This window comes from Tumebacillus flagellatus (genome assembly GCF_000714935.1).
GTDB classification, from domain to species: domain Bacteria; phylum Bacillota; class Bacilli; order Tumebacillales; family Tumebacillaceae; genus Tumebacillus; species Tumebacillus flagellatus.
The window spans coordinates 104688-126749 of record NZ_JMIR01000020.1; the positions used below are offsets into that span (position 1 = coordinate 104688).

General features: G+C 59.4%; 21 protein-coding genes and 1 pseudogene. 1 reads left to right on the forward strand and 21 read right to left on the reverse strand.

Annotated elements, in window-relative coordinates:
• Nucleotides 1–5: 5 nt before the first annotated feature.
• The 18 genes and pseudogenes from EL26_RS13880 to EL26_RS13960 all read right to left on the reverse strand — a co-directional run bounded on the left by EL26_RS13880 (nt 6) and on the right by EL26_RS13960 (nt 18981).
• The gene (locus tag EL26_RS13880) at nt 6–866 is read right to left on the reverse strand and encodes a branched-chain amino acid ABC transporter permease (RefSeq protein WP_038089905.1); all 861 of its coding nucleotides are present in this window, start codon (nt 864–866) and stop codon (nt 6–8) included.
• A gap of 19 nt (nt 867–885) precedes the next feature.
• A complete protein-coding gene (locus EL26_RS13885) occupies nt 886–1593 on the reverse strand; it encodes an ABC transporter ATP-binding protein (protein ID WP_038089909.1) in 708 nt (235 codons plus the stop codon).
• On the reverse strand, nt 1574–2347 hold the full coding sequence (locus tag EL26_RS13890) for an ABC transporter ATP-binding protein (protein ID WP_038089912.1): 774 nt from the start codon (nt 2345–2347) through the stop codon (nt 1574–1576). Before EL26_RS13890 ends, EL26_RS13885 begins: the two co-directional genes overlap by 20 nt.
• Before the next feature lie 61 nt (nt 2348–2408).
• A complete protein-coding gene (locus EL26_RS13895; protein WP_038089915.1) occupies nt 2409–3647 on the reverse strand; it encodes a substrate-binding domain-containing protein in 1239 nt (412 codons plus the stop codon).
• Nucleotides 3648–3767: 120 nt separating this feature from the next.
• On the reverse strand, nt 3768–4772 hold the full coding sequence (locus EL26_RS13900) for a 3-oxoacyl-ACP synthase (protein WP_038089917.1): 1005 nt from the start codon (nt 4770–4772) through the stop codon (nt 3768–3770).
• A 144-nt stretch (nt 4773–4916) separates the two neighbouring features.
• Nucleotides 4917–5669 (reverse strand): SDR family NAD(P)-dependent oxidoreductase, encoded by a 753-nt coding sequence (locus EL26_RS13905; RefSeq protein WP_038089920.1) that lies wholly within the window; start codon nt 5667–5669, stop codon nt 4917–4919.
• 39 nt (nt 5670–5708) lie between these two features.
• Nucleotides 5709–6119, reverse strand: a complete 411-nt coding sequence (locus tag EL26_RS13910) for a MaoC/PaaZ C-terminal domain-containing protein (RefSeq protein ID WP_038089923.1) — start codon at nt 6117–6119, stop codon at nt 5709–5711.
• Between the two features lie 19 nt (nt 6120–6138).
• Nucleotides 6139–6552, reverse strand: coding sequence for a MaoC family dehydratase N-terminal domain-containing protein (locus EL26_RS13915; protein WP_038089925.1), 414 nt, complete (start codon nt 6550–6552; stop codon nt 6139–6141).
• A gap of 12 nt (nt 6553–6564) precedes the next feature.
• Entirely contained in the window at nt 6565–8340 is a 1776-nt protein-coding gene (locus tag EL26_RS13920; RefSeq protein WP_038089928.1) for an acyl-CoA dehydrogenase family protein, read from the reverse strand.
• A gap of 18 nt (nt 8341–8358) precedes the next feature.
• Nucleotides 8359–8541, reverse strand: a pseudogene (locus EL26_RS24610) (SDR family oxidoreductase); the annotation flags it as partial.
• An 89-nt stretch (nt 8542–8630) separates the two neighbouring features.
• A complete protein-coding gene (locus tag EL26_RS13925; RefSeq protein WP_052036374.1) occupies nt 8631–10229 on the reverse strand; it encodes a long-chain-fatty-acid--CoA ligase in 1599 nt (532 codons plus the stop codon).
• A gap of 177 nt (nt 10230–10406) precedes the next feature.
• The gene (locus EL26_RS13930) at nt 10407–11174 is read right to left on the reverse strand and encodes an NERD domain-containing protein (RefSeq protein WP_038089931.1); all 768 of its coding nucleotides are present in this window, start codon (nt 11172–11174) and stop codon (nt 10407–10409) included.
• 104 nt (nt 11175–11278) lie between these two features.
• The gene (locus tag EL26_RS13935; protein ID WP_038089932.1) at nt 11279–14512 is read right to left on the reverse strand and encodes an AfsR/SARP family transcriptional regulator; all 3234 of its coding nucleotides are present in this window, start codon (nt 14510–14512) and stop codon (nt 11279–11281) included.
• A 68-nt stretch (nt 14513–14580) separates the two neighbouring features.
• On the reverse strand, nt 14581–16095 hold the full coding sequence (locus EL26_RS13940; protein ID WP_038089935.1) for a class I adenylate-forming enzyme family protein: 1515 nt from the start codon (nt 16093–16095) through the stop codon (nt 14581–14583).
• Complete coding sequence (gene fabG, locus EL26_RS13945) at nt 16095–16835, reverse strand: 3-oxoacyl-ACP reductase FabG (RefSeq protein ID WP_038089938.1); 741 nt, start codon at nt 16833–16835, stop codon at nt 16095–16097. The genes EL26_RS13940 and fabG overlap by 1 nt, the downstream gene beginning before the upstream one ends.
• A 114-nt stretch (nt 16836–16949) precedes the next feature.
• Nucleotides 16950–17279, reverse strand: a complete 330-nt coding sequence (locus EL26_RS13950; RefSeq protein WP_038089941.1) for a hypothetical protein — start codon at nt 17277–17279, stop codon at nt 16950–16952.
• A gap of 15 nt (nt 17280–17294) precedes the next feature.
• The gene (locus EL26_RS13955; RefSeq protein ID WP_038089944.1) at nt 17295–18092 is read right to left on the reverse strand and encodes an SDR family oxidoreductase; all 798 of its coding nucleotides are present in this window, start codon (nt 18090–18092) and stop codon (nt 17295–17297) included.
• Between the two features lie 118 nt (nt 18093–18210).
• Entirely contained in the window at nt 18211–18981 is a 771-nt protein-coding gene (locus EL26_RS13960; RefSeq protein WP_161780734.1) for a ParB N-terminal domain-containing protein, read from the reverse strand.
• A gap of 109 nt (nt 18982–19090) precedes the next feature.
• On the opposite strand from EL26_RS13960, the gene EL26_RS13965 reads away from it, so the two are divergent.
• Entirely contained in the window at nt 19091–19663 is a 573-nt protein-coding gene (locus EL26_RS13965; protein WP_038089948.1) for a YdcF family protein, read from the forward strand.
• 218 nt (nt 19664–19881) lie between these two features.
• Here the strand turns inward: EL26_RS13965 and mnmA are convergent, their stop codons facing one another.
• The 3 genes from mnmA to sspK form a co-directional block, all read right to left on the reverse strand.
• Nucleotides 19882–20982 carry a tRNA 2-thiouridine(34) synthase MnmA gene (gene mnmA, locus EL26_RS13970; RefSeq protein ID WP_038090010.1) on the reverse strand — a complete coding sequence of 367 codons (1101 nt, stop codon included), beginning with the start codon at nt 20980–20982 and terminating at the stop codon, nt 19882–19884.
• Between the two features lie 11 nt (nt 20983–20993).
• Nucleotides 20994–21617, reverse strand: a complete 624-nt coding sequence (locus EL26_RS13975; RefSeq protein ID WP_038089950.1) for a TetR/AcrR family transcriptional regulator — start codon at nt 21615–21617, stop codon at nt 20994–20996.
• Nucleotides 21618–21733: 116 nt separating this feature from the next.
• Entirely contained in the window at nt 21734–21913 is a 180-nt protein-coding gene (gene sspK, locus EL26_RS13980; protein WP_038089953.1) for a small acid-soluble spore protein K, read from the reverse strand.
• Nucleotides 21914–22062: the final 149 nt, after the last annotated feature.

A 22062-nucleotide genomic window follows, 5' to 3' on the forward strand; every position in this document is an offset into this window, starting at 1 on the left:
GCCGCTCACCTCCGCACGCCGAGGATGCCCTCAGGCTTCCAGATCAACACAATCGCCATCATGGCGACCGAAATGGCCATCGCCACGTCCGGCAGGTAGTACGCCATGAACGTCTGGACGATCCCGATCAAGAGCGAGCCGAGAGCCGCGCCCGGGAAGTTGCCGATTCCGCCGATGACGATGACAATAAACGCGTTCAGTTGGTTCGCCATGCCCAAGTCCGGGTTGAGCGAGCCGAACGACGGACCGGCGACCACGCCGCCAAACGCCGCAAGCCCCGCGCCGAACGCGAAGACCAGCGAGAAGACGCGGCGCACGTTGATGCCGAGCGCCTGCACCATCTCCGGGTCTTGCACACCCGCGCGGATGATGATGCCGTAGCGGGTGCGCGTCAAGAGCAAGTGCACCCCGATCAACACCAGCAACCCGATGCCGATGGTGAAGATGCGGTAGATCGGAAACGGATCGGACAGGATGTCCACGACGCCGGTGAGCGCCGCCGGTTTGTCAAAGCCCAGCAAGTTCGGGCCCCAGACCATCTTGATCCCTTCGGTCAAGATGATCATCAACCCCAGCGTCAACAGAATTTGCGCCACATGGTTGCCGTAAAACGGCCTCACGAACAGCCGCTCCATGATCCAGCCGATCACGATGCCCGCCACGGTCCCGGCGAGGATGCCGAGCAGAAAACTTCCGGTGGCGTTGTACACCGCCAAGCCCACATACGCGCCCCAAGCGAAGACCGCTCCGTGGGCGAAGTTCAGGACGCCCATCAGCCCGAAGATCAACGACAGGCCGACGGCGATCAGGAAGATCAAACTTCCCAACGCCACCCCGTTCAAAAGCAAATTTAAAGTCAGCGACACGTGACTGACCCCCTTTCCCTTAGATGGCGATGCCCAAGTATTTTTTCTTCAGGTCTTCATCGCCGCGAATTTCCGCCATCGTGCCTTGGTAGACGGTGTGCCCGTCGTCGAGGATGTAAACATCGTCGCCGACACCGCTGGCCATGAGGAAGTTCTGCTCGACCAACACGATGGTGGTGCGTTTTTTCAATTCCATGATCGCTTCCATGACTTTCTCGACGACGATCGGGGCGAGGCCCTTGCTCGGCTCGTCGATCAGGAGCAGCTTGTTGTCGTTGACAAAAGCGCGCGCCATCGAGAGCATCTGCTTCTGTCCGCCGCTGAGGTTCCCGCCCTTGCGCTTCCACGCGATCTTGAGGTCGGGGAACAGATCCAGCACAAACTCTTGACGCTCTTGCGTGGCGGCATCGAGCTTGCGGATGGCGATCTTCATGTTCTCTTCGACGGTGAGGTCTTTGAAAATGCCTTGGTCTTCCGGCACGTAGCCGATGCCAAGCCGTGCGATCGCGTGCGGCGGCAGGCCTTGGATCTCCTTGCCGTCATAGACCACACGGCCCTCGCGCGGCGGTGTCAATCCCATGATCGAGCGCAGAGTCGTCGTCTTGCCCGCGCCGTTGCGCCCGAGAATGACGGTGACGCGACCCGGTTCGACGGCGAGGCTCACCCCTTGGAGGATGTGAAATTGGTCGATGTAGGTCTGCAAGCCCTCAACCCGTAACAGCGTCATCGTATAACCCTCCCAAGTAAGCCGTCTGCACCAGTTCGTTGCTCATGATCTCTTCCGGCGTGCCGTGTGCCAGCAGTCGGCCGTTGAACAAAACCGCCAATTGGTCGGAGAGGTCGAGCACCATGTCGATTTTGTGCTCGATCAGCAAGATCGTGTGTTCGCCGGACTCTTTGAGCCCGCGGATCACTTCGATGATCGCCGGCACTTCCTCCAGCGACATCCCGGCGGTCGGTTCGTCGAGCAAAAGCATCTTCGGCTCCAACGCCAGCAAGATCGCGATCTCCAACTTGCGCTTGTCGCCGTGCGACAGGTTTTTGGCGATCTGCTCCGACTTGCCGTCAAGATGGACTTTGGCGAGCAGGTACCGCGCTTTTTCTTCGTAGTGCTTGAATTTCTTGTAGTGCGAGAACAGCCGGAAACTCCCGCCGCCCACCGCTTGCGCCGCCATGCGGACGTTCTCCAGCACGGTCAAGTTCGGGAACACGTTGGTGATCTGAAACGAACGTCCGATGCCAAGCCGCGTGCGCTCATGCACGGCAAGCCCGGTGATGTCGCGACCGTTCATCGCGACCGTCCCGCCGGTCGGACGCAATTGCCCGGACAACAGGTTGAAAAACGTGGTCTTCCCCGCCCCGTTCGGGCCGATGATCGAAGTAAAGGTCTGCGGAGCGACGGTGAAATCAACACCGTTCACAGCCACATGCGCGCCGAACTGAATGGTCAGCCCGCGCGTTTCCAATATCGGTTGCGCCACTGCGCCACCCCCTTAGCAAAAGTGCCCTGCCGACGGACGGCAGGGCTGTTGGTGCAAAGCCTTACTTGCTGTTCGTAATCGGCGGTGCCGTATCTTCCGGGCTCATCTCTTTGATCAGCGTCGGAACGAGGTAATCAAAGCCGTCCTTCTTCTCCAGTTTGACGATGTACATCGGCTGAATCGCTTGGTGGTCTTCCTTGCGGAAAGTGTAGTCGCCCTTCGCGCCGTGCACGGTCATGCCTTCCAGAGCGGTCACCAGTTTGTCGCCGTCGGTGGAATGCGCTTTCTTGATCCCTTCGACGATCGCGATGCCCGCGGTGAAGCCCCCTGCGGTGAACAGGTCCGGCGGAGCGTTGAAATCCTTCTGGTGGTGTTCAACCAGCCAGTCGTTTTCCTTGTTCTTCGGCAGGCCGTAGTAGTACGCGGTCATGCCTTGCAGCCCTGCTGCACCGTCGCCCATCGCTTTGATGCCGGCGATGTCCGGGATGCCGGTGGTGACTTTCATCTTCTCCGCCACTTTCAGCTCGGCGATTTGCTTGAACAGCGCAGCGCCGCCGGAGCCCGCCCAGGAAATCAACAGCACGTCCGCTTTGGACTGGATGGCTTTCTGCAGGTACGGGGTGAAGTCTTGGGTGTCGGCCGGTACGTATTCTTCCTCGGCGATCTTGCCGCCCGCTTTCTCGATCGTGCCCTTCCACGCCGCGTTGCTCGATTTGCCGAACACGGAGTCGGGAGCGAGCGCGACGAACGTCTTGCCCAAGTTTTCAACCGCGTACTTGCCGCCGGTCAGCGAGTCTTGAGACGAGTTGCGGCCCGTGCGGAAGATGTACTTGTTGAAGTTCTTGCCGGTGAGGTCGTCGGCTGCAGCCGGGTCGATCATGTAGATCTTCTTGTACTCTTCCGCCAGCGGTGCGATCGCCGCGGCGACAGAGGAAGACGCGGAACCTTGGAGGATGTCGACGTTGTCTTCCTCCAGCAGTTTGCGGGCTTTCTTGATCCCGTCGTCCGGTTTGCCGCCGTCATCTTCGATGATCAGCTGCACGTCGCGGCCTTCGACTTTGTTGGTGCCGCCGGTCGCATATTCGATGCCCAGTTTCAGGCCGTTGAGTTCTTGAGTGCCGTAGCCTTCGAGCGCGCCCGATTTCGAAGTGACAACCCCGATTTTAATCGGTTCTTTGCTTCCGCCGCCGTTCGAGTCGGTCGTGGAAGCGGTTTCTTTGGAATCGGAACAGCCTGCCAAGAGCATGGACAGAGAAACGACAGAGAGAATCCCGGCCTTGGCCCAGTTGCTTTTTTGCATCACATTGCCCCCTAGATAAGTTCTGAATTTTGTCATAAATCTACCGCACAGTCGTTACACAGGAGTTACAAATGCGGAACTTCTGAGTTGCACCCCCTGCACAACGCCCCTCCCTGTCTCTTAGCCCCAGCGGATGATGCAGGAATCCCACGCATAGCCGATGCCGGCAGAGACGAGCCCGACGATGTGGCCCGGTTGGATGCGGCCGCTCTCCAAGCCGAGTTCCAGCGAGAGGATTTGGTCGATTTGCCCGATGTGCCCGTACTCCGACAAGTAATACGTCTGGTCGTCGGTCAGCCCGAAGTGCTTCAGCACATAGTCGTGAGCGGAGCGCTTCATGTGCAAGATCGCGAGGTAGTCGAGATCTTCGTTCCCGTACCCGCTCTTCTCCAGCGCCCGTTCGATCACGCGGGTGAAGTTCTGCATCGACTTCTGCTCCAAGCGCTGCTTCATGCCTTCCGGGTCCATCACGTCGAGGTAGTTGAGGCGATTCTCAATCGCTTCGGCCGTGATCGGGTTCTTGGTGCCGCCCGCGACGACGGCGACGTCCTCGGAGAACGAGCCGTCGGTGATGATGTGCGATGCCAACAGTTCGTTCTGCTCATGGCCCTTCTTCAAAATCACCGCTCCGCCGCCTGCCGCCAAGTTGTACATGAAGCGCGTGCGCGGGTTCGTGTAGTCGATAAAGTCGGAGTTGCGGTAGCCGCCCGCGAGCAATACGGTGTTCACGTCCGGGTCGGCGGTCATCATGTCCTTGGCGATCTTGAGCGCCATCACCATCGTGCCGCAGCGCTGCTGAACGTCAAACGCCCACGCGTTGACGGCGCCGACCGCTTCTTGGAGCTTGATGCCCGCCGTCCACAGCGGGTATTCCTTATGCTCTTCGCCGATGTAGATGACGAGGTCGATGTCCTTCGGATCGACGTTGCCCTTCTCCAACGCTTTCTGCGCCGCCCAGATGCCCATCTGGCAGGTGTGGTCTTCCGGACCCGGCAGCGGCTTGCGGGAGAAACCCATCTTGGTCTCGATGATCTCTTGCGGAATGCCGCTGGCGGCAGAAATTTCAGCTGCGGTTTGGAAGTGTTGCGGTATATAGACACCGGTGCTGACGATGCCGATTTTCATGACGGTACAATCTCCTCTCTCTGGTGCAAGGTAGCAAGGTACGCTCTCACACTAGCAAAACAGGGTTGCACAGAAGTTACTAAAATCCTGAACCGAGCGATCAAAAAAGCAGTTGACCGCACCTCGAGGCCAACTGCTTTTTTCTTATACCCCGCCGCGCACGTACAGCACTTGGCCGGTGATGAAGCTCGCTTCGTCGGACACGAGGAAGAGGACGGCGTTGGCGACGTCCTCCGGCTTGCCCGTGCGTCCGAGCACCGACTGCTGTGCGCCGTACTCTTTGAACTGCTCGAAGTCCACGCCCATGCGCGCCGCCGTTTCGCGGGTCATGTCGGTTTCGATGAAGCCCGGCGCGACGGCGTTGACGTTGATGTTGTAGCGGCCCAGCTCGATCGCCAGCGTTTTCGTGAAGCCCTGCAAACCCGCTTTGGCGGTGGAGTAGTTCAGTTGGCCGCGGTTGCCCAGCGCCGAGGTCGAGGAGAAGTTGACGATCTTGCCGTACTTCTGCGCGACCATGTGCTTTTGCGCTTCCTGCGAGCAGTAGAACGCGCCTTTGAGATGCACGTTCATAACGGTGTCCCAATCATCGTCGCTCAGTTTGTGCGTGAGGTTGTCGCGGATGACGCCCGCGTTGTTGACGAGGATGTCGAGACGGCCGTACGTGTCGACCGCTTTGGCGATCAACCCTTGCACGGCGGTGCGGTCGGTGATGTCGCAGGCGTGCGCGATCGCTTCAAAACCTGCTTCGCGGATCGCGGCGGCGCTATGCTGTGCGTTGTCTTCCGAGATGTCGTTGACGACGACCTTCGCTCCTTCTTGAGCGAGGCGCAGAGCGGTCGCCGCTCCGATGCCGCGTCCGGCTCCTGTTACGATGGCTGCTTTGTCTTGTACGCGCATGAAGGAAATCCCCTTTCTAAAATCCCAACCTGAAAAACCTTATCCCCAAGCGATCGCGGTTCCCGAGACGGCTTCTACGCCTTTGTCGGTCACCGCGCGGACGGAAACGGTAAGTTTGGTGCGCTCGTTCTCGTTGATGCGCTCCCGCACAACGCCTTCGCAGGTCACGATGTCGCCGGGGCGCACCATGCCGGTGAAGCGCACTTGAAACTGCCCGAGCTCGCCCGCCGTGCCGATCCAGTCGGTCAGCATCTGGCCCGCAAACGCCATCGTCAGCATGCCGTGCGCGATCACGCCGCCAAGCCCGACCGATTGAGCGAACTCTTCCACGGTGTGAATCGGGTTGAAATCGCCCGACGCCCCCGAATACATGACCAACTGCGTCTTGGTGACAGGAGGTTTGGTCAGAGTCGGCAGTCGATCGCCCACTTGGAAATCACGAAGTTCCATGCGTGTCCCTCCCTCTCCGTCATCGGATGATGATCTTCATGATGTTGTGGTAACAGGTCTCCCCGTGCTGGTTGATCCCGGTTTGCTCCAGCGTGACAAACGTCATCTTGCCGGACTTCCCGGTTTTCTCGTAAACGTCGGTCACCTTCATCGAGCTGGAAATGACGTCGCCCGCGTACATCGGCTTGCCGTAGTTGAACTCCTGCTCGCCGTGGATCAAGCCGTCCGTTTTCAGATCGAAGCCTTCGAGTTTGCCGTGGTCGAGCGTCAGGGAGAACGTCGGCGGCGCGACGACGCGGCCGGATGCGTCTCCCGTGCGGTAAAGCGGGTTGGGGTCGCCGATCGCCTCGGCGAATTTGCGGATCGCGCCCCGCTCCACGTCATTTGCCACCGGAGTCGAGGATTGTCCGACAATCTCTGCCAGCCGTTGCATCGAATTCCCTCCTTAACTCGTATAGCCGTCCGCTGCGATCAAGCGCTCGGCGATGCGGCGTTTGCGCTCGATCTGGCCTTCCGGGTAGAAGCGGGCGAATTGTTCCCCGATCCGCGAACGCAGCGCCCCGACGCGCTCGGCGTTCAAGAGCCCCGCCAACACTTTGCGCGCCAGCATCTCGCTTTGCAAAAACGCATCTTCCACGAACGCGACGGTGAGATCGCGCTTGAGTGCGGTCTGCTCTTCGCCTTGTTTCTGAACAGCTTGCTCCGTGCGAAGCAACGCGCTTTCCATCGCGTACAGCTGAATGCCCAGTTCCGAAAGCTTCATCACGATCTCCTGCTCCGCTTCCAACTTCTCTTGGAGCTCTTCATACGCAAGCCCCAGCAACCCGAGGAAGACGCGGCGCACGGTGTTCACCATGCCGCGCTCGCGGGCGAGCGGCCCCTCTGCTTCCGGCGCAACGCCTACCAGTTCCGCCGTCGCTTTTTCAATCGCATCCGGCACGGGGAGGCTGCCCGCAGACGCTTTTTTCAAAAGCAGCCCCGGCACGAGCAGGCGGTTGACTTCGTTGGTTCCTTCGTAGACGCGATTGATGCGCGCGTCGCGGTACATCTGCTCAATGCGGTACTCGCGCATGTAGCCGTACCCGCCGTGCAGCTGCAAGCTCTCGTCGACCACCGCTTGCAGGGTTTCCGAGCCGAACACTTTGCAAATCGAGCACTCGATGGCGTATTCCATCAGTGCGCCGGCGATCTTGCGGGTGTCCGTTTCGGCGCAGAGGCTGCCGAGTGCGCTCTCCAGCAGGTGCGCCGTGCGGTATTCCAGCGATTCCATCGCATAGATGCGCGCCGCCATGTCGGCGAGTTTCTCCTGCGAGGCGGGGAAGCTCGCCAGCGGACGGTTGAACTGCACGCGGCTCTTGGCGTAACGCAACCCTTCCGCAAACGCGGCTTTCGAACCGCCGAGCGCCGCCGCGCCGAGGTTGAAGCGGCCGAGGTTCAGCACGTTGAACGCGATCACATGTCCGCGCCCGACTTCGCCGAGCAGATTCTCCACCGGAACGAGGCAGTCTTCGAAGAACACCTGACGCGTCGACGAGGATTTGATTCCCATCTTGTGCTCTTCCGGACCCAAGGACAGGCCGGGGAAGTTTTTCTCGACGAGAAAGGCGGTGAATTTCGTGCCGTCGACTTTCGCGTACACGATGAACGTGTCGGCGAATCCCGCGTTGGTGATGAACTGCTTCGTGCCGTTGAGAATGTAGTGCGTGCCCGCGTCGTTCCGTTTCGCCGTGGTCTTCGCCCCCAGCGCGTCCGAACCGGCGGAGGGTTCGGTGAGGCAGTACGCGCCCAAGTATTCGCCCGACGCGAGCTTCGGCAGGTATTTCGCTTTCTGCTCGTCCGTCCCGAAGTAGGTGATCGGAAGCGTCGCGATGCCCGTATGGTTCAAGTGCATCACGCTGTAGCCGCCGACCTGTCCGATTTCTTCGCCGACGATCACTTTGGTGATTTTATCGAGGCCGAGGCCTTCATACGCTTCGGGAACGGAGTGTGCGAGCAGGCCGAGTTCGCCCGCTTTTTTCAACAGCGAGACGGTGAAGTCCCAGTCTTGGGATTCGAGGCGTTCGTTGTGCGGGAGAACTTCCTTCTGCGCGAAGTCGCGCGCCAGTCGGCGGATCATACGGTGTTCGTCGGTGCAGTCCTCCGGGGTGAAGACCCCGCCGCAGCGGATCTCTTCCAGCAGAAACTGCCCGCCGAGTCGGGTCTCTTGGTGCAAAGTGGTCATGTTCGATCTCTCCTTCTCTTACATCGCAGACGCGCCGCCGTCGATGAGCAGCACTTGGCCGGTCATGCAGGCGGAAACTTCGGAAGCGAGGTAGACGGCAAGCCCTTTGAGGTCTTGTTGGCTGCCAAAGCGCTTCATCGGAACGCCGGCGAGAATTTTTTCACCGCCGTATGGGAGCACGGCCTCGCACATCTTGGTCGCAAACGGAACAGGTCCATGACGTGCATGAGGCGTGCTCCTTCCCCGCTCTTCCGAACGGTCGTTTGGGTGTTGAGGAAAAACTTCCGGGGTTACGCGTCGCGCAACGCCCGGCGGAGAATTTTACCGACAGCAGTTTTGGGAAGTTCGGCGCGGAATTCGTAGAGGCGCGGGATTTTGTACGCCGCCAGCCGTTCGCGGCACCAGTCGTTGAGCTCTTCCTCCACCCCGCTCGGGTCGATGCCTTCGCGCAGGACGATCACCGCTTTGGCGGATTCGCCGCGGTATTCGTCCGGAACGCCGACGACGACCGCTTCTTGGACGCTCGGGTGTTGGTAGAGCACTTCTTCGATGTCGCGCGGGTAGACGTTGAAGCCCCCGGAGAGGATCATGTCTTTTTTGCGGTCGACGATGTAGAAGTAGCCGTTTTCGTCCATGCGCGCGATGTCGCCCGTGTAGAGCCAGCCGTTGCGCAGCGTGTGGGCGGTGTCTTGCGGCATGTTCCAGTAGCCCTTCATCACTTGCGGGCCTTTGATCACCAACTCGCCGATCTCGCCGACGCCTTGCACGTCGTCGCCGGTGCCGAGATCGACGATTTTCGCTTCGGTCGCCGGGATGACGAGGCCGATGGAGCCGGGGACTTTCGGGTGCGTCGCGCGGTTGCTGTGCGTGACGGGCGACGCTTCGGAGAGGCCGTAGCCTTCAAGGACGTTGGCGCCGGTGCGCTGTTCGAACTTGTGCATGACTTCGACGGGCAGCGGCGCCGACCCGCTGTTGCAGATTTCGATGCAGTCGACGTCGTATTGCTGTGCGTCGGGGTGGTTGGCGATGGCGACGTACATCGTCGGGACGCCGGGGAAGAAGCGCGGTCGGTGGTGTTGGATCGTCTTCAGCAGTTCTTCGAGTTCAAAGCGCGGCAAGAGGATCATCGACGCGCCGGTGAACACCGCCATGTTCATCGCGACGGTCATGCCGTAGACGTGGAACAGCGGGATGGCGGTCAAAATTTTATCAACGCCGCCCGCGATATCGCTTCCGATCACCGCGAGCAATTGGTAGGTGTTGGCGACGAGGTTTTCGTGAGTGAGCATCGCGCCCTTGGAGCGTCCGGTGGTGCCGCCGGTGTATTGGAGCACGGCGACGTCCTCCGCCGGGTCGAGGATCGCCGGTTCCGGGATCTCCAGGTCGCGGGCGAGAGCTTCGTCCCAGAGGACAACGTTCGCCGGACGTTCTGCGTCTGCCGGGAACGGGGCGAACGACGCGAGCAAAACAGATTGGAGCGCTTGCACAGAGGCGTTGTCGACGAGCGCGGCGTAGAGGCGGTCGAAGACGACGAGCGCTTTGGCTCCGGAGTCGGTCAGGGTATATTCCACCTCACGCGGCGTGTACATCGGGTTGACCTGGACGACGACCGCCCCGAGACGGGCGCAGGCGTAGAACGCGATCACATAGTGCGGGCAGTTCGGCAACATGATGCCGACGCGGTCGCCCTTGGCGATGCCCTGCTCCGCCCAAAACGCCGACAACCGCTCCACCGCTGTCAAAAAATCACGGTACGGAATCGTCCGGTCATAAAAATACATCGCCGGCGCATCGGGATAGGTCTGCGCGGTTTTCACGGCTGCTTGATAGAGAGAAATCGCCGGAATGAAAAGCGCTTCCCCCACAACATGACTGATCTCCTTGGACACGTGAGTTTTCCCCCTGTCTGGCAAGCTTGATCATTCTACTACTCTATTCTATTCGTGAATATTCGGATACTTCCCTTTTTTCTGGACTCGTTTCTTGACCCGAGAGTGCAACTATTTTCGAAAGTCGAATAAAAAACAGCCGACTCGCGGGAGTCAGCTGCTTTGTTGTTGGACGCGCTATCGGCACTTGGGATAGGAAGAACACCCCTTGAACGGCCCGTACTTCCCTTGGCGGTCCACCAAAGGGCTGCCGCACTTCGGGCATTCGCCGGCTTGGAGTTTCGCTTCCTGCGCTGCTTTTTCAGCCTGGATCGTCTGAACGTGCTGCTTGCGGGTATGACGGTTGTCAAGGTTCGCAGCTTTCAGCCGCTCCTCGATCTGCGCAACTTGCACGGGGGTGAGCACAGGCTGCTTGTATTTCGCAATCGCCCGATGCAGCTCCAAAACCGAGAAGATCTCGCCGTCGGTATCCTCCGCTGTCTCAATTTTGAGCTTGGCTCGGCCTGTGAAGACGACGAAGTTGAACATCTTGATCTCGCCCATGTCGTGCAAGAGATGCTTCAAGGCTTGCACATGCCCGTAGTTCTGGTGGAGCGGGTTCTTAAAGTTCGACTTCTTCGAGCCCAGGTATTGCGTCCATTGCGCCCGACGATCGTCGCCATAGATCGTGCCGCCGTAGTCCTTGGTCTCTAAGACAAAGATTCCGTAGAGAGAGACGATCACATGGTCGATCTGCGTTGTTTTGTCTTGCTGACCGGGTTCGTGTTGATGACGCGGCAGGAGCAGATTGTGCAGAGAGCGATACGCAACTCCGTCCAGTCGGCTCAATTCCTTGCGTACGAGTTTCTCTCCGATCACGCCCTTGCGACGTTGGCTCCGTTTCCGTTGTTGCAAGAGGACCGGAACACACACAATAAGAAGCAAAATGAAAAACAACAAAAACATCACGTAAACTCCCCTGCCCTTTCAAGAAAACCATCACCAAACAAAAATAACACAAATCCAAGAAAGTTAACAGGATAGTTGTGATTCTTTTTTAATTCACGAATTTATTCCTTTACCAACCGCTGATACAACTTCACGGTCTCCTCCATCGGCTCCAGCCCCAATTGCTCCTCCAACTGCGCCACGCAGGTTTTGTACGTGGAGATCAAGAGGTTGCGTTTGCCAAGTTGAGCGTAGCAGTTCATCAGCATGCGGTACGCGGGCTCCCAGCAGGCATCGAGGGCGAGGATCGCTTCGGCGCACTTGACCGCCGTTAAGAGATCGCCTGCCTCGTAGCGGAGCGTCGCGAGCACTTCCTGCGCGCGCAGGTGCAGCGTGCGCAAGCGCTCCCGCTCGGCGGCGCACCAATCCAGATACGGCGAGTATTGGAGGTAATCGCCCCGGTACAGCGCAAGCGCCGTCTTGAGATCGCGGCACGCCGCAGCGCTCTCTCCCTGCTCGGCGGCCGCCAAGCCTTTGGCGACCAATCTCTTGAACTCGTCCGCGTCCACCCAGACCGCCGCTTGCCGGTTCAAACGATACGCCGTGTCCACCCGCTCCACAAAAAACGACTCCGACCTCGCCTCGCGTTTGGGCTCCAACGCGTTGGTCAGCGCGTTCATCGCCACTTTGAAATCGCGGTTCGCCGTCTTCTCATCGACATCCGGCCACAGCAGGTCGTAAATCTCATCGCGCTGCAACAACTGCCCTTGGCGGGTGACGAGCAACTGGAACAACTGCTTGGACTTCTCGCGCTTCCATTCCTTGCGCCCGACTTCCTCCAAGCCCCGGTACACTTCAAAATGCCCTAGCGTCCGCACGCGCAACGTATACCCCGGATGCTGTTGAAAATGCTTGCCGCCCATCAGCTTCAGCACGCGGTCTGCACCCGCAAGCTTCAGCTCGTCGCGCGCCGCCAGCAAAAACGGCAGCGTCATCTGCGCATCCGGCGGTCCCAACATCGTCCGGCGCAGGAAGAGGTACTCAAAGCCGTTCGCTTCCACGCCTTGAAGCAACTCCCGCACCGTCGCGGCAAACTCCTCCTGACGCCCGTTGCGGTGGTAGAGCATCGACAGCCACAACCGCGAATTCGCCACGCCGAACGTGTCGCCGCACGCCGCAAATCCGCGCTCCGCTTCCCGAAGCCACGTCAGCCCTTCTTCGTCCTGCCCCCAAGACGTATACAAACCGCCGATCGTCACCCGAATCAGATTGGCGCACCACATGTCCTGCACGTTCAACGCCAACTCCAACCCGGCGAGCGCGTACGCCTGCGCTTCCTCCAGTTCGCCTTGCATCCCCGCCGTGTGACAGAGACCCATCAGCGCTTCGACTTTGCCGCGCTCGACGCACAGCGATTCGCTGATCTGCACCGAGTGCCGGTACTGCTCTTGCGCCGTCTCCAAATCTCCCGTCAACGCCGTCGCATGACCCAATCGGATATAGCCGACCATCTCGACAAACGGCGAATGCAGTTCTTGCCCGACCTTGATGCCCTGCTCCGCAGCCAGACGCGCCGATTTCGTCTCGCCGATCATCGCGTCGATCAACGAGAGCAACAGCGGCATCTCGCGGTGCGACTTCGCCGCGCGTTGCTTCTGTCCCGGCGCCCGCTCGCTCTCCTTGCCGAGAATTTCAAGCGTCAACTGCCGGGCTTCTTGCAGACGCCCCGAGCGCAGATGCAAGCGCACGTCCAACTCGTCGCGCTCCACGCCCGGCACCAACTCGTTGGCTTGCAGCAAGCACGCTTGCGCTTCTTGCAATTGCCCGCTGTTCGTGTGGTTCTCCGCCAGCAAGCGCAACAGCGCCGCCCGCTCCTGCGGGTAGCCGTCTTCCAACACGCCGAGCGCTTTTTGCAGCCACGGCGTCGCTTGGCCGGGCTGGATCGTGTCCAGGTACACTTGCGCTTGTCCGCGATAGACGCTGCTTCGGCCGAGGGGGTCGTTTTTTTGAATATACCCGCCCTCGGCCAGCGTGTACCAGTGCACCGCTTCGTGGAAGCGGGACATCACCCGGTCGATCTCGCCGCGCCACAACAGCAGCTGCGGGTTCCTCCCCAACTCCGAACTCGGCAAGGAGTCAATCCAGCCCTTCAACAGCTCCAACCGCCCGTTTTGCAAACAGTCTTGGCCGCTTTCCAGCAACAGTTGGACCACCAATTCGGCGTCGCCCGCTTCGTTGTAGTGCCGCAGCGCTTTTTGCAAATCGCCCGTTTCCGCATAGTAGCCCGCCGCGCGGCGATGCAGATCCGCCCACTGCTCCGGCGACAGCACCTGCTGCGAACGCTGTTGCAGAAACTGCTGGAACAAGCGGTGATAGCGGTACTCCCCGCCCTCCGCCGACACGGTGACGAACAGCCCGTTGCTCTCCAAGCCCTTCAGCATCTCTGCCGAATCGCGGCAGTCGGTCAGCAAGTCGCACAGCTTGCCGTTCATCGATTCCAGCAGACACGTCTGCTTCAAAAACGCCCGCACCTCATCCGGCTGGCGGTCGAACACTTCCTCGGCGAGATAATGAAACAGCGGCACGCCCGCCTGTCCCTGCGACCGCCACAAGTTCGGCCACTCCACGCCGCGCTCCATGCCCTTCCACACCATCTGCAACGCGATGATCCAGCCCTCCGTCTGCTCCCGCAGCTCTTCCGCTTGTTCCATCGTCAAGTCGATGCCGTACGCCTGTCGGAACAATTGGTCAATTTCAGCGGCCGTAAACGCGAGATCGCGCTTGTCGATCATCAGCAGATCGCAGGTGGCTTGCATCCGCTTGACCGCTTGCGTCTCCAACGTTTTGCGGCTGCCGAGCACGAGATGCACATGCGCGGGCAGGTAGCGGATCAGCGCATCGGTGACCTGACGAATCTCCGGCACATGCGCCACGGTGTGAAAGTCGTCCAAAACCAAAATCGTCGGATCGGGCGCCCCTTCCGCCAAATCGTTCAAGAGCAGCGTCAAACACGGCTGCAACAGAGCCGTCGTCGGCTCCCCCTCCTCCAACAAACTCCGCGAACGGTCGCCGAGCGCCGGATCGATCGCTTTGACCGAGCGAATCAAGTATTGCATGAACAGAAGCGGGTCGCGCTCGCCCTCTTCCAACGAACACCACGCCACATGATCAAATTGCGAGCACAGATGAGTCACCAGCGCCGTGCTCTTGCCATACCCGGCGTCCGCTTGCACCAGCGTCACCGGATAATCGATCACCGAAGCAAACAACTCATCCAACCGGCGGCGTTTCAGGCATTGCTGTTTGACGCGGGGCGGGACCAACTTGGTTGTCAGCACAAACTGTCCGTCTCTCATCGGAAACCTCCCCCTCCTCAAAAAAACAAGCATACCCGCACCCAGGATCGGGTGCGGGTTTCCTGCGTTTACGCAGTCTCGTGTTGCGTGTGCAGGTGTACAATCGCTTTCTTATCAATTTTGCCGACAGACGTCTTCGGCAGTTCGCGCACAAACTCCCAGCGCTTCGGGATTTTATATCCGGCAAGCTTCCCGCCGCAATATTCCTTGAAAAGCTCTCCGTTCGCCGCGGCCCCCGGCGCGAGCACGACCACCGCCGTGACGACCTCGCCCCACTTGGGATCCGGCAATCCGACCACCGCCACTTCCGAGATGGACGGGTGTTGCTCCAGAATATGTTCCACTTCGAGCGGATAGACGTTCTCGCCGCCGGTGATGATCATGTCTTTCTTGCGCCCGACGATGTAATAACAGCCGTCGGCGTCCCGACGGGCGAGGTCTCCCGTGCGCAACCAACCGTCGACCAGCGTCTCGGCAAAGACTTCCGGCTTGTTCCAATACCCGGAGAACACGTGCGGCCCCTGAATCCAGAGTTCGCCCGTCTCACCGGCCGGCAAGTCGCGGCCTTCGTTGTCGACGATGCGCACTTCGTTGTGGAACATCGGCACGCCGACAGAGCCGATCTTCTGCTTGGCGCGGTCGGGGTGGATGTAGAAATTGTTCGGTCCTGCTTCGGTCAGCCCGTAGCCTTCTTTGAACGCCAAGCCCTTCGCCCAGAACGCTTCATAGATCGTATGCGGACACGGCGCGCCGCCCGAGAGGAACGTATGCATGGTGGTAAATGTCGCCGCCTGAAATTCAGGAGACGTGACCAACAGATGGTAGACGGTCGGGACGAGCAACGCGATCGTGCAGCCCTCGCCCTCCAGCACGTTCAAAATCCCCGCCGGGCTTAAGTCCCGCGACACGACCACCGTGCCCCCGGCGTGCAGCACCGGCGTGGTAAGCGCATTCAAGCCGCCCGTGTGAAACATCGGCATATAGACCGGCGTCACATCATGCTCCGTCAGCCCCCACGAAAGCACCGAGTTGATCGAGTTCCAGAGAATCGCCCGGTGCGACAGGATCGCGCCCTTGGACTTGCCGGTCGTGCCGCCCGTGTAGATGATCGCCCACGGGTCCTCTTCGTCAAGCTCCACAGGCAAGGGGACTCCGCCGCCGACTTCGGTCGCCGCGATCTGTTGATAGAGCGGCTCTTCGACGTGCAACTCGATTGCAACTTCCGCGATCAACTCCCGCGCCAACTCGGCAAACGGCTCAAACGACACCAGCACCGCAGGCTTGCAATCGTCGAGCACATACGCCAATTCCGGCTTCGAAAACCGATGGTTCAGCGGCACGAACACCGCGCCGATTTTGGCGCAGGCAAACAGCAACTCCAAGTGTCCGGCGGAGTTGAGCGCCAAAAAACCGACACGGTCGCCCTTGCGGACGCCGTGCTGCTGCAAATACGCGCCCAAACGCGCAGCCCGGGCGTCAAACTGCTGATACGTGAGCCGCAACCCCGTCTCCACCTCGACGAGCGCCAACTTCTGCGGCGTCAGGCGGGCCCGGCTCTGGAGCCAGTCGGTCGCGCGGCGCATTAGAGCGTCAAGCCTCCGTCCACGCTGAGAACCGCTCCGTTAACGAAACTCGCATCATCGGATGCCAGGAACAGATACGCTTTGGCGATGTCGTCCGGTTGGCCGAGACGGCGCAGCGGGGTTTTTTCCTCCATCATGCCGAGGACTTTCTCCGGCATCTTATCGGTCATGCCCGTCATGATAAAGCCCGGCGCGACCGCGTTGACGCGGATGCCCTTCGGCCCGAGTTCCTTCGCCCACGACTTGGTCATGCCGATGACGCCGGCCTTCGCCGCCGCGTAGTTGGTTTGGCCGATGTTGCCGTAGAGACCGACGACCGACGCCGCGTTCAAGATGACGCCGGAGCCCTGCTCCATCATCACGCTTGCCGCCGATTGCGTGCAGTTGAAAACGCCGGTCAAGTTGATCGAGATGACCTGATCCCATTGCGCGGGGTCCATCTTCACCAACCACCCGTCGCGGGTGATCCCGGCGTTGTTGACCAAGATGTCGATCGCGCCGAACTTCGATTTCGCGGTGTTGATCAAATTCTGCACATCCTCGCGGTTCGAGACGTCTGCGCGGACGAATTCGGCTTCCGCGCCGAGCGCGTGCAGTTCTTCCAAAGCGGCTTGGCCTGCTTCTTCGTTATAGTCGGCGATGACGAGTTTGGCTCCGTTTTGTGCAAACAGGCGTGCGGTTTCTTTGCCGATGCCGCTTGCACCGCCGGTGATGATCGCTACTTTATTCAATAAGCGCATTGAAAAAACCTCCTGAAATCACTTCACGTGTGTACAAAACATTGTAACAATTCGTGTTGCAGAAGAGTTGCACCCCGTTGCAAAAACGAAATCAGCTTCGAAAAAAAGCCGCCCTCACCAAGCAGGGCGGCACTCTTGCTCCATCCAAAACACAAACTGCTCAGGCTGCCACGCGTAGCGATACCACGCGCCGCCCGCAAACAACCGGCCGCCGAGGACGTCCAACCATTCCCCGCCGTGGACGCGCGACGCGATTTCCAGTAAAAAAGCTCCTGCCTCTTCACCGTCCATCCCCGCCGCCGCGATCTCCGGATGCAGCAAGCGCCCCAATCCGTCGGTTCGCCAATACGTTCCGAGCGCATCCTCTGCCACCTGCACCACGCGCACGTCCTCTGCCTGACCCAACCCGTTTCCTTGCCGTTCCATCAGCTGAAGTTCCGCCATCCCGCAAACACCTTTCTACCAAACAGGTTTCGAACTCTCCGCCTCATAGCGGTACTTGGTCAGCACGTCCTTGCCCCCGGTGACGGCGATCACCGTCCCGGTGATAAATCCGGACGCTTCGGCGCAGAAGAACGCGATCGTCCGCGCGATGTCTTCGCCCGTCCCGACGCGCCCAACCGGAGTCGAATGATCACCGGCAGAGCTGGCGTCCTCGATGTTCGCTTCCTTCCATTCGCCGATGATGTCCCCCGGACAGACCATGTTCACCGTAATGCCGTACTCCGCTTCTTCGAGCGCCATCGTACGGGTCAGCGACACCAAACCGACTTTCGCCGCCGCGAACGCCGAGCGGAACATCCACGCCGGAGCGGTATCCGCCCGGTCAAAACCGAAATTCAAGATGCGCCCCCAGCCGTTTTCGCGCATGTGCGGAATCACGAGTTTCGACAGATAGAACACCGATGTCAAATTGCCGTTGATCATCGCGTTCCACTCGTCCAACTCATACTCCGCCATCCGTTTGCGCTCCGGGATGTACGGGCCGGCGTTGTTGACGAGAATGTCCAGGCGGCCGAATACTTCCAGAACCTGTCCGACCAGCGAGCGGCAGTCCGCGGGATCGGACACGTCCGCCTGCACCGCCAAGGCGCGCACCGGATATTCGCGCTCCAGTTCGCGGGCGAATTGGAGCGCCGCGTCCCGGTTGGTTCGATAATTGATCACGACATCTATGCCAAGCCTGGCGAGTTCCAGCGCCGTGCGTTTGCCAAGCCCTGTGGAACTGCCTGTTATCAATGCGACTTTGTTCAACACGAGGTTCCTCCACGAGATCAGACTGCTTCTCTTAGTATCCCCCATCCCTTGACAAAAAACAAGAACCCCTGTCGTGCGGGGTTCTCCTCTGTAACATTTTCATCTTACGGCGCGACTACTACTCGCAGAGAAACACCGATTCCGTGTACAAGCGCAGCGACCGCCCCCACTCTTCGCGCAAGGAATCCCAACGCCCTTCGTCGAAGGTGGAAGCGAGCAACAAATCGAGCGGCACGCGCAAATTCAACACGCGGCCTTCGACGATGCAACGGGTGACCCCGGCCGGCATGACCCGCTCGCGGAGCACGATCTCTTCCAACTCTTGAACGCTCCACGCCGGATAGCAAAAATGCACTTTGCCCTGCCCCGGATTCCCCGACCATTGCGAAAACCGTTGGACAGGCAGTTTCTTCGTGTACGAGTCGACAATTCGATGCCACGCGGTCAACCGTTCCTCCAAATCCACCGTGCGCCCCGCCGGATAGAGAAAACAGCGCCCGCCGTACTCGTCCACCACTTCCGCCAGAGCGAGGCCGTCGCCGTTCTCCTGTGCCCACTCAATCTGCGGGTCTTGCTTCAACGGCTCCAGCCAGTCGCCGTTGGGAAGCGCGTGGCTCCACGATTCCAGCGCGAACTGTTCCGGCTTGACCACCTGCAACACCGCCCGTTTGCACCCCAGCGCTTCCAGAGCGTGCGTGCGGTGCGCCCCGTCTAAAATGACATACGAACCGTCTCTCATCTGCATGGCGATCGGCGGGTGGCGCAACACGCCCTCCATGCGAATGGCATAACACGTGACATCGAGACGATGCGGCTCGTACTCTTCATGAAATCGGATACGGTCGAGATTGACCACCTGCAAGGTATTAACACCTGTCGCAAGAATCACAAGGTTCAACTCCGTCATTGTTCTCCGTGTTAAACTAGATGTGTGATTTAATTAAATTACGTTTCTTCTTATGTGTCAAGGTTTGATTTCGGGATTTAGGAGGTTCACCGTGAAGAAAAAAGGGATACGGCTCGTCCTCGCGTTGTTTTTGGCGGGTCTCTGCTATGTCGTTTGGCAATATCACTCCATCGAAACGTACGCCGATGCATTGCAACCGGTGCACGCCGACGCGATTTTGATTCCCGGCGCCGAAGTGCGCGGCACCGAACCCAGCCCCGCGTTGCGGGAGCGTCTGGACATGGCGCTGCACCTCTACCAACAAGGGTACGCAAGACACCTGATTCTCTCCGGCGGGCACGGCAGCGGCGAGATCAGCGAAGCGGAGTGCATGCGCCGCTACCTCGAAAAAAACGGTGTGCCGCACGACGCGCTCTTGCTCGAAGACCAATCGCACGACACCCGTGAAAATCTGCAAAACTCCAAAAAAGTCCTCGAAGCAAAGAATCTGCACACCGTCCTGATCGCCACCCATCGTTTTCACCAGAAGCGAGCGCACCTGCTCGCCGAACAAGTCGGACTCGATGCGGTCGGCGGCTACTCGGAACCGAGCCATGCGATGATCGAATCATACTGGACACTTCGGGAAACGTTGGCAATGATTAAAGCGTATATCGGAAACTAGCGCACGCCCCTCTATTTCCCAGTTGTTCACAATCGAACCGCAGGTGTACACTACAGGTACCAACTATCACCCTTTTACCCCATTCGGCAGAGGCCCCCCTAGCCTCTGCCCCTTTTTCCCGAACCAGTAAAACCAAGTGCATCACCCAAAAAGCCGAGTTCGCATGGCGTATGCGAACTCGGCTTTTTTGATTCCTTTTTTGGTTCATCGACAACGGCTCAGGCTTTCACCAGCGCACGGACTTTGTCGATCGTGCCGCCGCCCAAGCAGACTTCGCCGTCGTAGAACACGACCGCCTGACCGGGGGTGACCGCTTTTTGTTTCTCGTCAAAAATCACTTCGCAGACGCCGCCGTCCATGACGTGCACCGTCACGCCTTGGTCCGGTTGGCGGTAGCGGAATTTCGCGGCGCAACGGAACGTCGTGCCGATCGGTGCTCCGCTGACCCAATGCACATCGGTGGCGAGGAGCGATTCGGAGTACAGCGCCGGGTGGTCCTGGCCTTGTTCGACGAGCAGGACGTTGTTCTCCAAGTCCTTGCCGACGACAAACCACGGCTCGCCGGAGCCGCCGATGCCAAGCCCTTGGCGCTGGCCGAGGGTGTAGTACATCAGGCCCATGTGCTCGCCCTTCACTTCGCCCGCCATCGTGCGCATCTCGCCCGGCTGCGCGGGAAGGTATTGACCCAAGAACTCGCGGAAGTTGCGCTCGCCGATGAAGCAGATCCCGGTGGAATCCTTCTTGCGGGCGGTGGCAAGGCCGGCCGCTTCGGCGATTTCGCGGACTTTGGGCTTGGGCAGCTCGCCGATCGGGAACATCGTCTTGGAGAGCTGGTATTGGTTCAATTGGTTCAAGAAGTAGGTCTGGTCTTTGTTGGTGTCCACGCCGCGCAGCAAGCGGTGTTTGCCTTCGTGGAAATCGACGCGCGCGTAGTGACCGGTCGCGATGTAATCGGCGCCCAGGTCTAGCGCGGCATCGAGAAATTCCTTGAACTTGATCTCGCGGTTGCACATCACGTCCGGGTTCGGCGTGCGGCCGCGCTTGTACTCGTCGAGGAAGTACTGGAAGACGCGGTCGAAGTACTGCTTCTCAAAATTCACGGTATAGTACGGGATGCCGATCTTCTCGCACACCCGGCGAACATCGTTAAAGTCTTCATCTGCTGTGCAATGGCCGAATTCGTCGGTGTCGTCCCAGTTTTTCATGAATACGCCGATCACGTCATACCCTTGCTCTTTGAGGAGGTACGCCGTGACAGAGGAATCCACACCGCCGGACATGCCGACCACGACACGAGTTTCTTGCGGAGTTTTCGTCATGATCTGCACCTTCATTTCTCTGTAGTGTCCTCCATCATATCATAAGGAGTTCCACAGATTCCATACTCGATAAAGTTGACAAGTTCCTGCATCACAATTTCTTGCGGATATCCGTCTTGCTCCAACGCAAATGTATAGTAAGCCATCTGGTCGATCAGCGTCGTGATCATCATCGACACCAGCTCCGGCGTGCACGGGCGGAACCCGCCGTCGTGTTGCTGGCTTTCGCGAATCAAGTTGGCGACGCCGACTCCGAGATGGTCGCGAATCGTCTCGTACTTAAACTTGTTGAACACTTGCCCGCCGCCGCAGCGAAACACAGAAAGCAGTTCCTTCTGCTGTGCGAGCAGGTGGAAGATCGCGCGGACGATGTTCTTCATCGCGCCGGGGCCGAGGGGCTCGCCCTTGCCGAGAATCTGCTCCACCTGCTCCCACAGCAGGTTCATCACCCGCGAAAAAACGGCAGACAACACCTGCTCCAAATTCTCAAAGTACAAATAAAAAGTGCCGCGCGCCATCTCGCACGCTTTCACGATGTCGCTTACGGTGGTCTGCTCGTACCCTTTGACGGCAAACAGATGGGTGGCTTCAGCCAGAATGCGTTCGTACCGCTCTTCTCTCTTGGCCACTTGCATGCTTCTCACCTCCTTCTGTCACTTCACTTGCACTATACTTCTCCCCTGACACAGTGTCAATAAAAAAAGAGCAACCCGCCGGGCGAAGCTTCTCCCGGCGTTGCTCTGTGCCCTGCTTACTCGTTGGAAGGCGGGTTCGGATGCGCGTGGTGCGAAGCTCCTTCGCGCATCCGGGCTTGCGGACGCGGCGCGATCGAACCGTCAGGACGCAGCGGTGCAAAATCATCCTTGGCCTTCGGGTTGTCGAGACCTTTCGGACCGCCGAAGTTGCCCGGGTGGTTGTCTTTGTTTCGCATGAGGATGCCCCCTTTTGTATGAGTCTAGAAAGTAGCATGCCCCATGCAAAAAGACCTGATTCCTTGGAGGAATCAGGTCTCTCTATTTGGTGGGCCCAAGAAGATTCGAACTTCCGACCTCACGATTATCAGTCGTGCGCTCTAGCCAA

Bases quoted from the DNA above. Each gene is read 5' to 3' on its own strand.
- EL26_RS13885 (WP_038089909.1), bottom strand. From the start codon at position 1,593: ATGACGCTGTTACGGGTTGAGGGCTTGCAGACCTACATCGACCAATTT.
- EL26_RS13895 (WP_038089915.1), bottom strand. From the start codon at position 3,647: ATGCAAAAAAGCAACTGGGCCAAGGCCGGGATTCTCTCTGTCGTTTCT.
- EL26_RS13900 (WP_038089917.1), bottom strand. From the start codon at position 4,772: ATGAAAATCGGCATCGTCAGCACCGGTGTCTATATACCGCAACACTTC.
- EL26_RS13905 (WP_038089920.1), bottom strand. From the start codon at position 5,669: ATGCGCGTACAAGACAAAGCAGCCATCGTAACAGGAGCCGGACGCGGC.
- EL26_RS13910 (WP_038089923.1), bottom strand. From the start codon at position 6,119: ATGGAACTTCGTGATTTCCAAGTGGGCGATCGACTGCCGACTCTGACC.
- EL26_RS13915 (WP_038089925.1), bottom strand. From the start codon at position 6,552: ATGCAACGGCTGGCAGAGATTGTCGGACAATCCTCGACTCCGGTGGCA.
- EL26_RS13920 (WP_038089928.1), bottom strand. From the start codon at position 8,340: ATGACCACTTTGCACCAAGAGACCCGACTCGGCGGGCAGTTTCTGCTG.
- EL26_RS13930 (WP_038089931.1), bottom strand. From the start codon at position 11,174: ATGTTTTTGTTGTTTTTCATTTTGCTTCTTATTGTGTGTGTTCCGGTC.
- EL26_RS13935 (WP_038089932.1), bottom strand. From the start codon at position 14,512: ATGAGAGACGGACAGTTTGTGCTGACAACCAAGTTGGTCCCGCCCCGC.
- EL26_RS13940 (WP_038089935.1), bottom strand. From the start codon at position 16,095: ATGCGCCGCGCGACCGACTGGCTCCAGAGCCGGGCCCGCCTGACGCCG.
- fabG (WP_038089938.1), bottom strand. From the start codon at position 16,835: ATGCGCTTATTGAATAAAGTAGCGATCATCACCGGCGGTGCAAGCGGC.
- EL26_RS13950 (WP_038089941.1), bottom strand. From the start codon at position 17,279: ATGGCGGAACTTCAGCTGATGGAACGGCAAGGAAACGGGTTGGGTCAG.
- mnmA (WP_038090010.1), bottom strand. From the start codon at position 20,982: ATGACGAAAACTCCGCAAGAAACTCGTGTCGTGGTCGGCATGTCCGGC.
- EL26_RS13975 (WP_038089950.1), bottom strand. From the start codon at position 21,617: ATGCAAGTGGCCAAGAGAGAAGAGCGGTACGAACGCATTCTGGCTGAA.
- sspK (WP_038089953.1), bottom strand. From the start codon at position 21,913: ATGCGAAACAAAGACAACCACCCGGGCAACTTCGGCGGTCCGAAAGGT.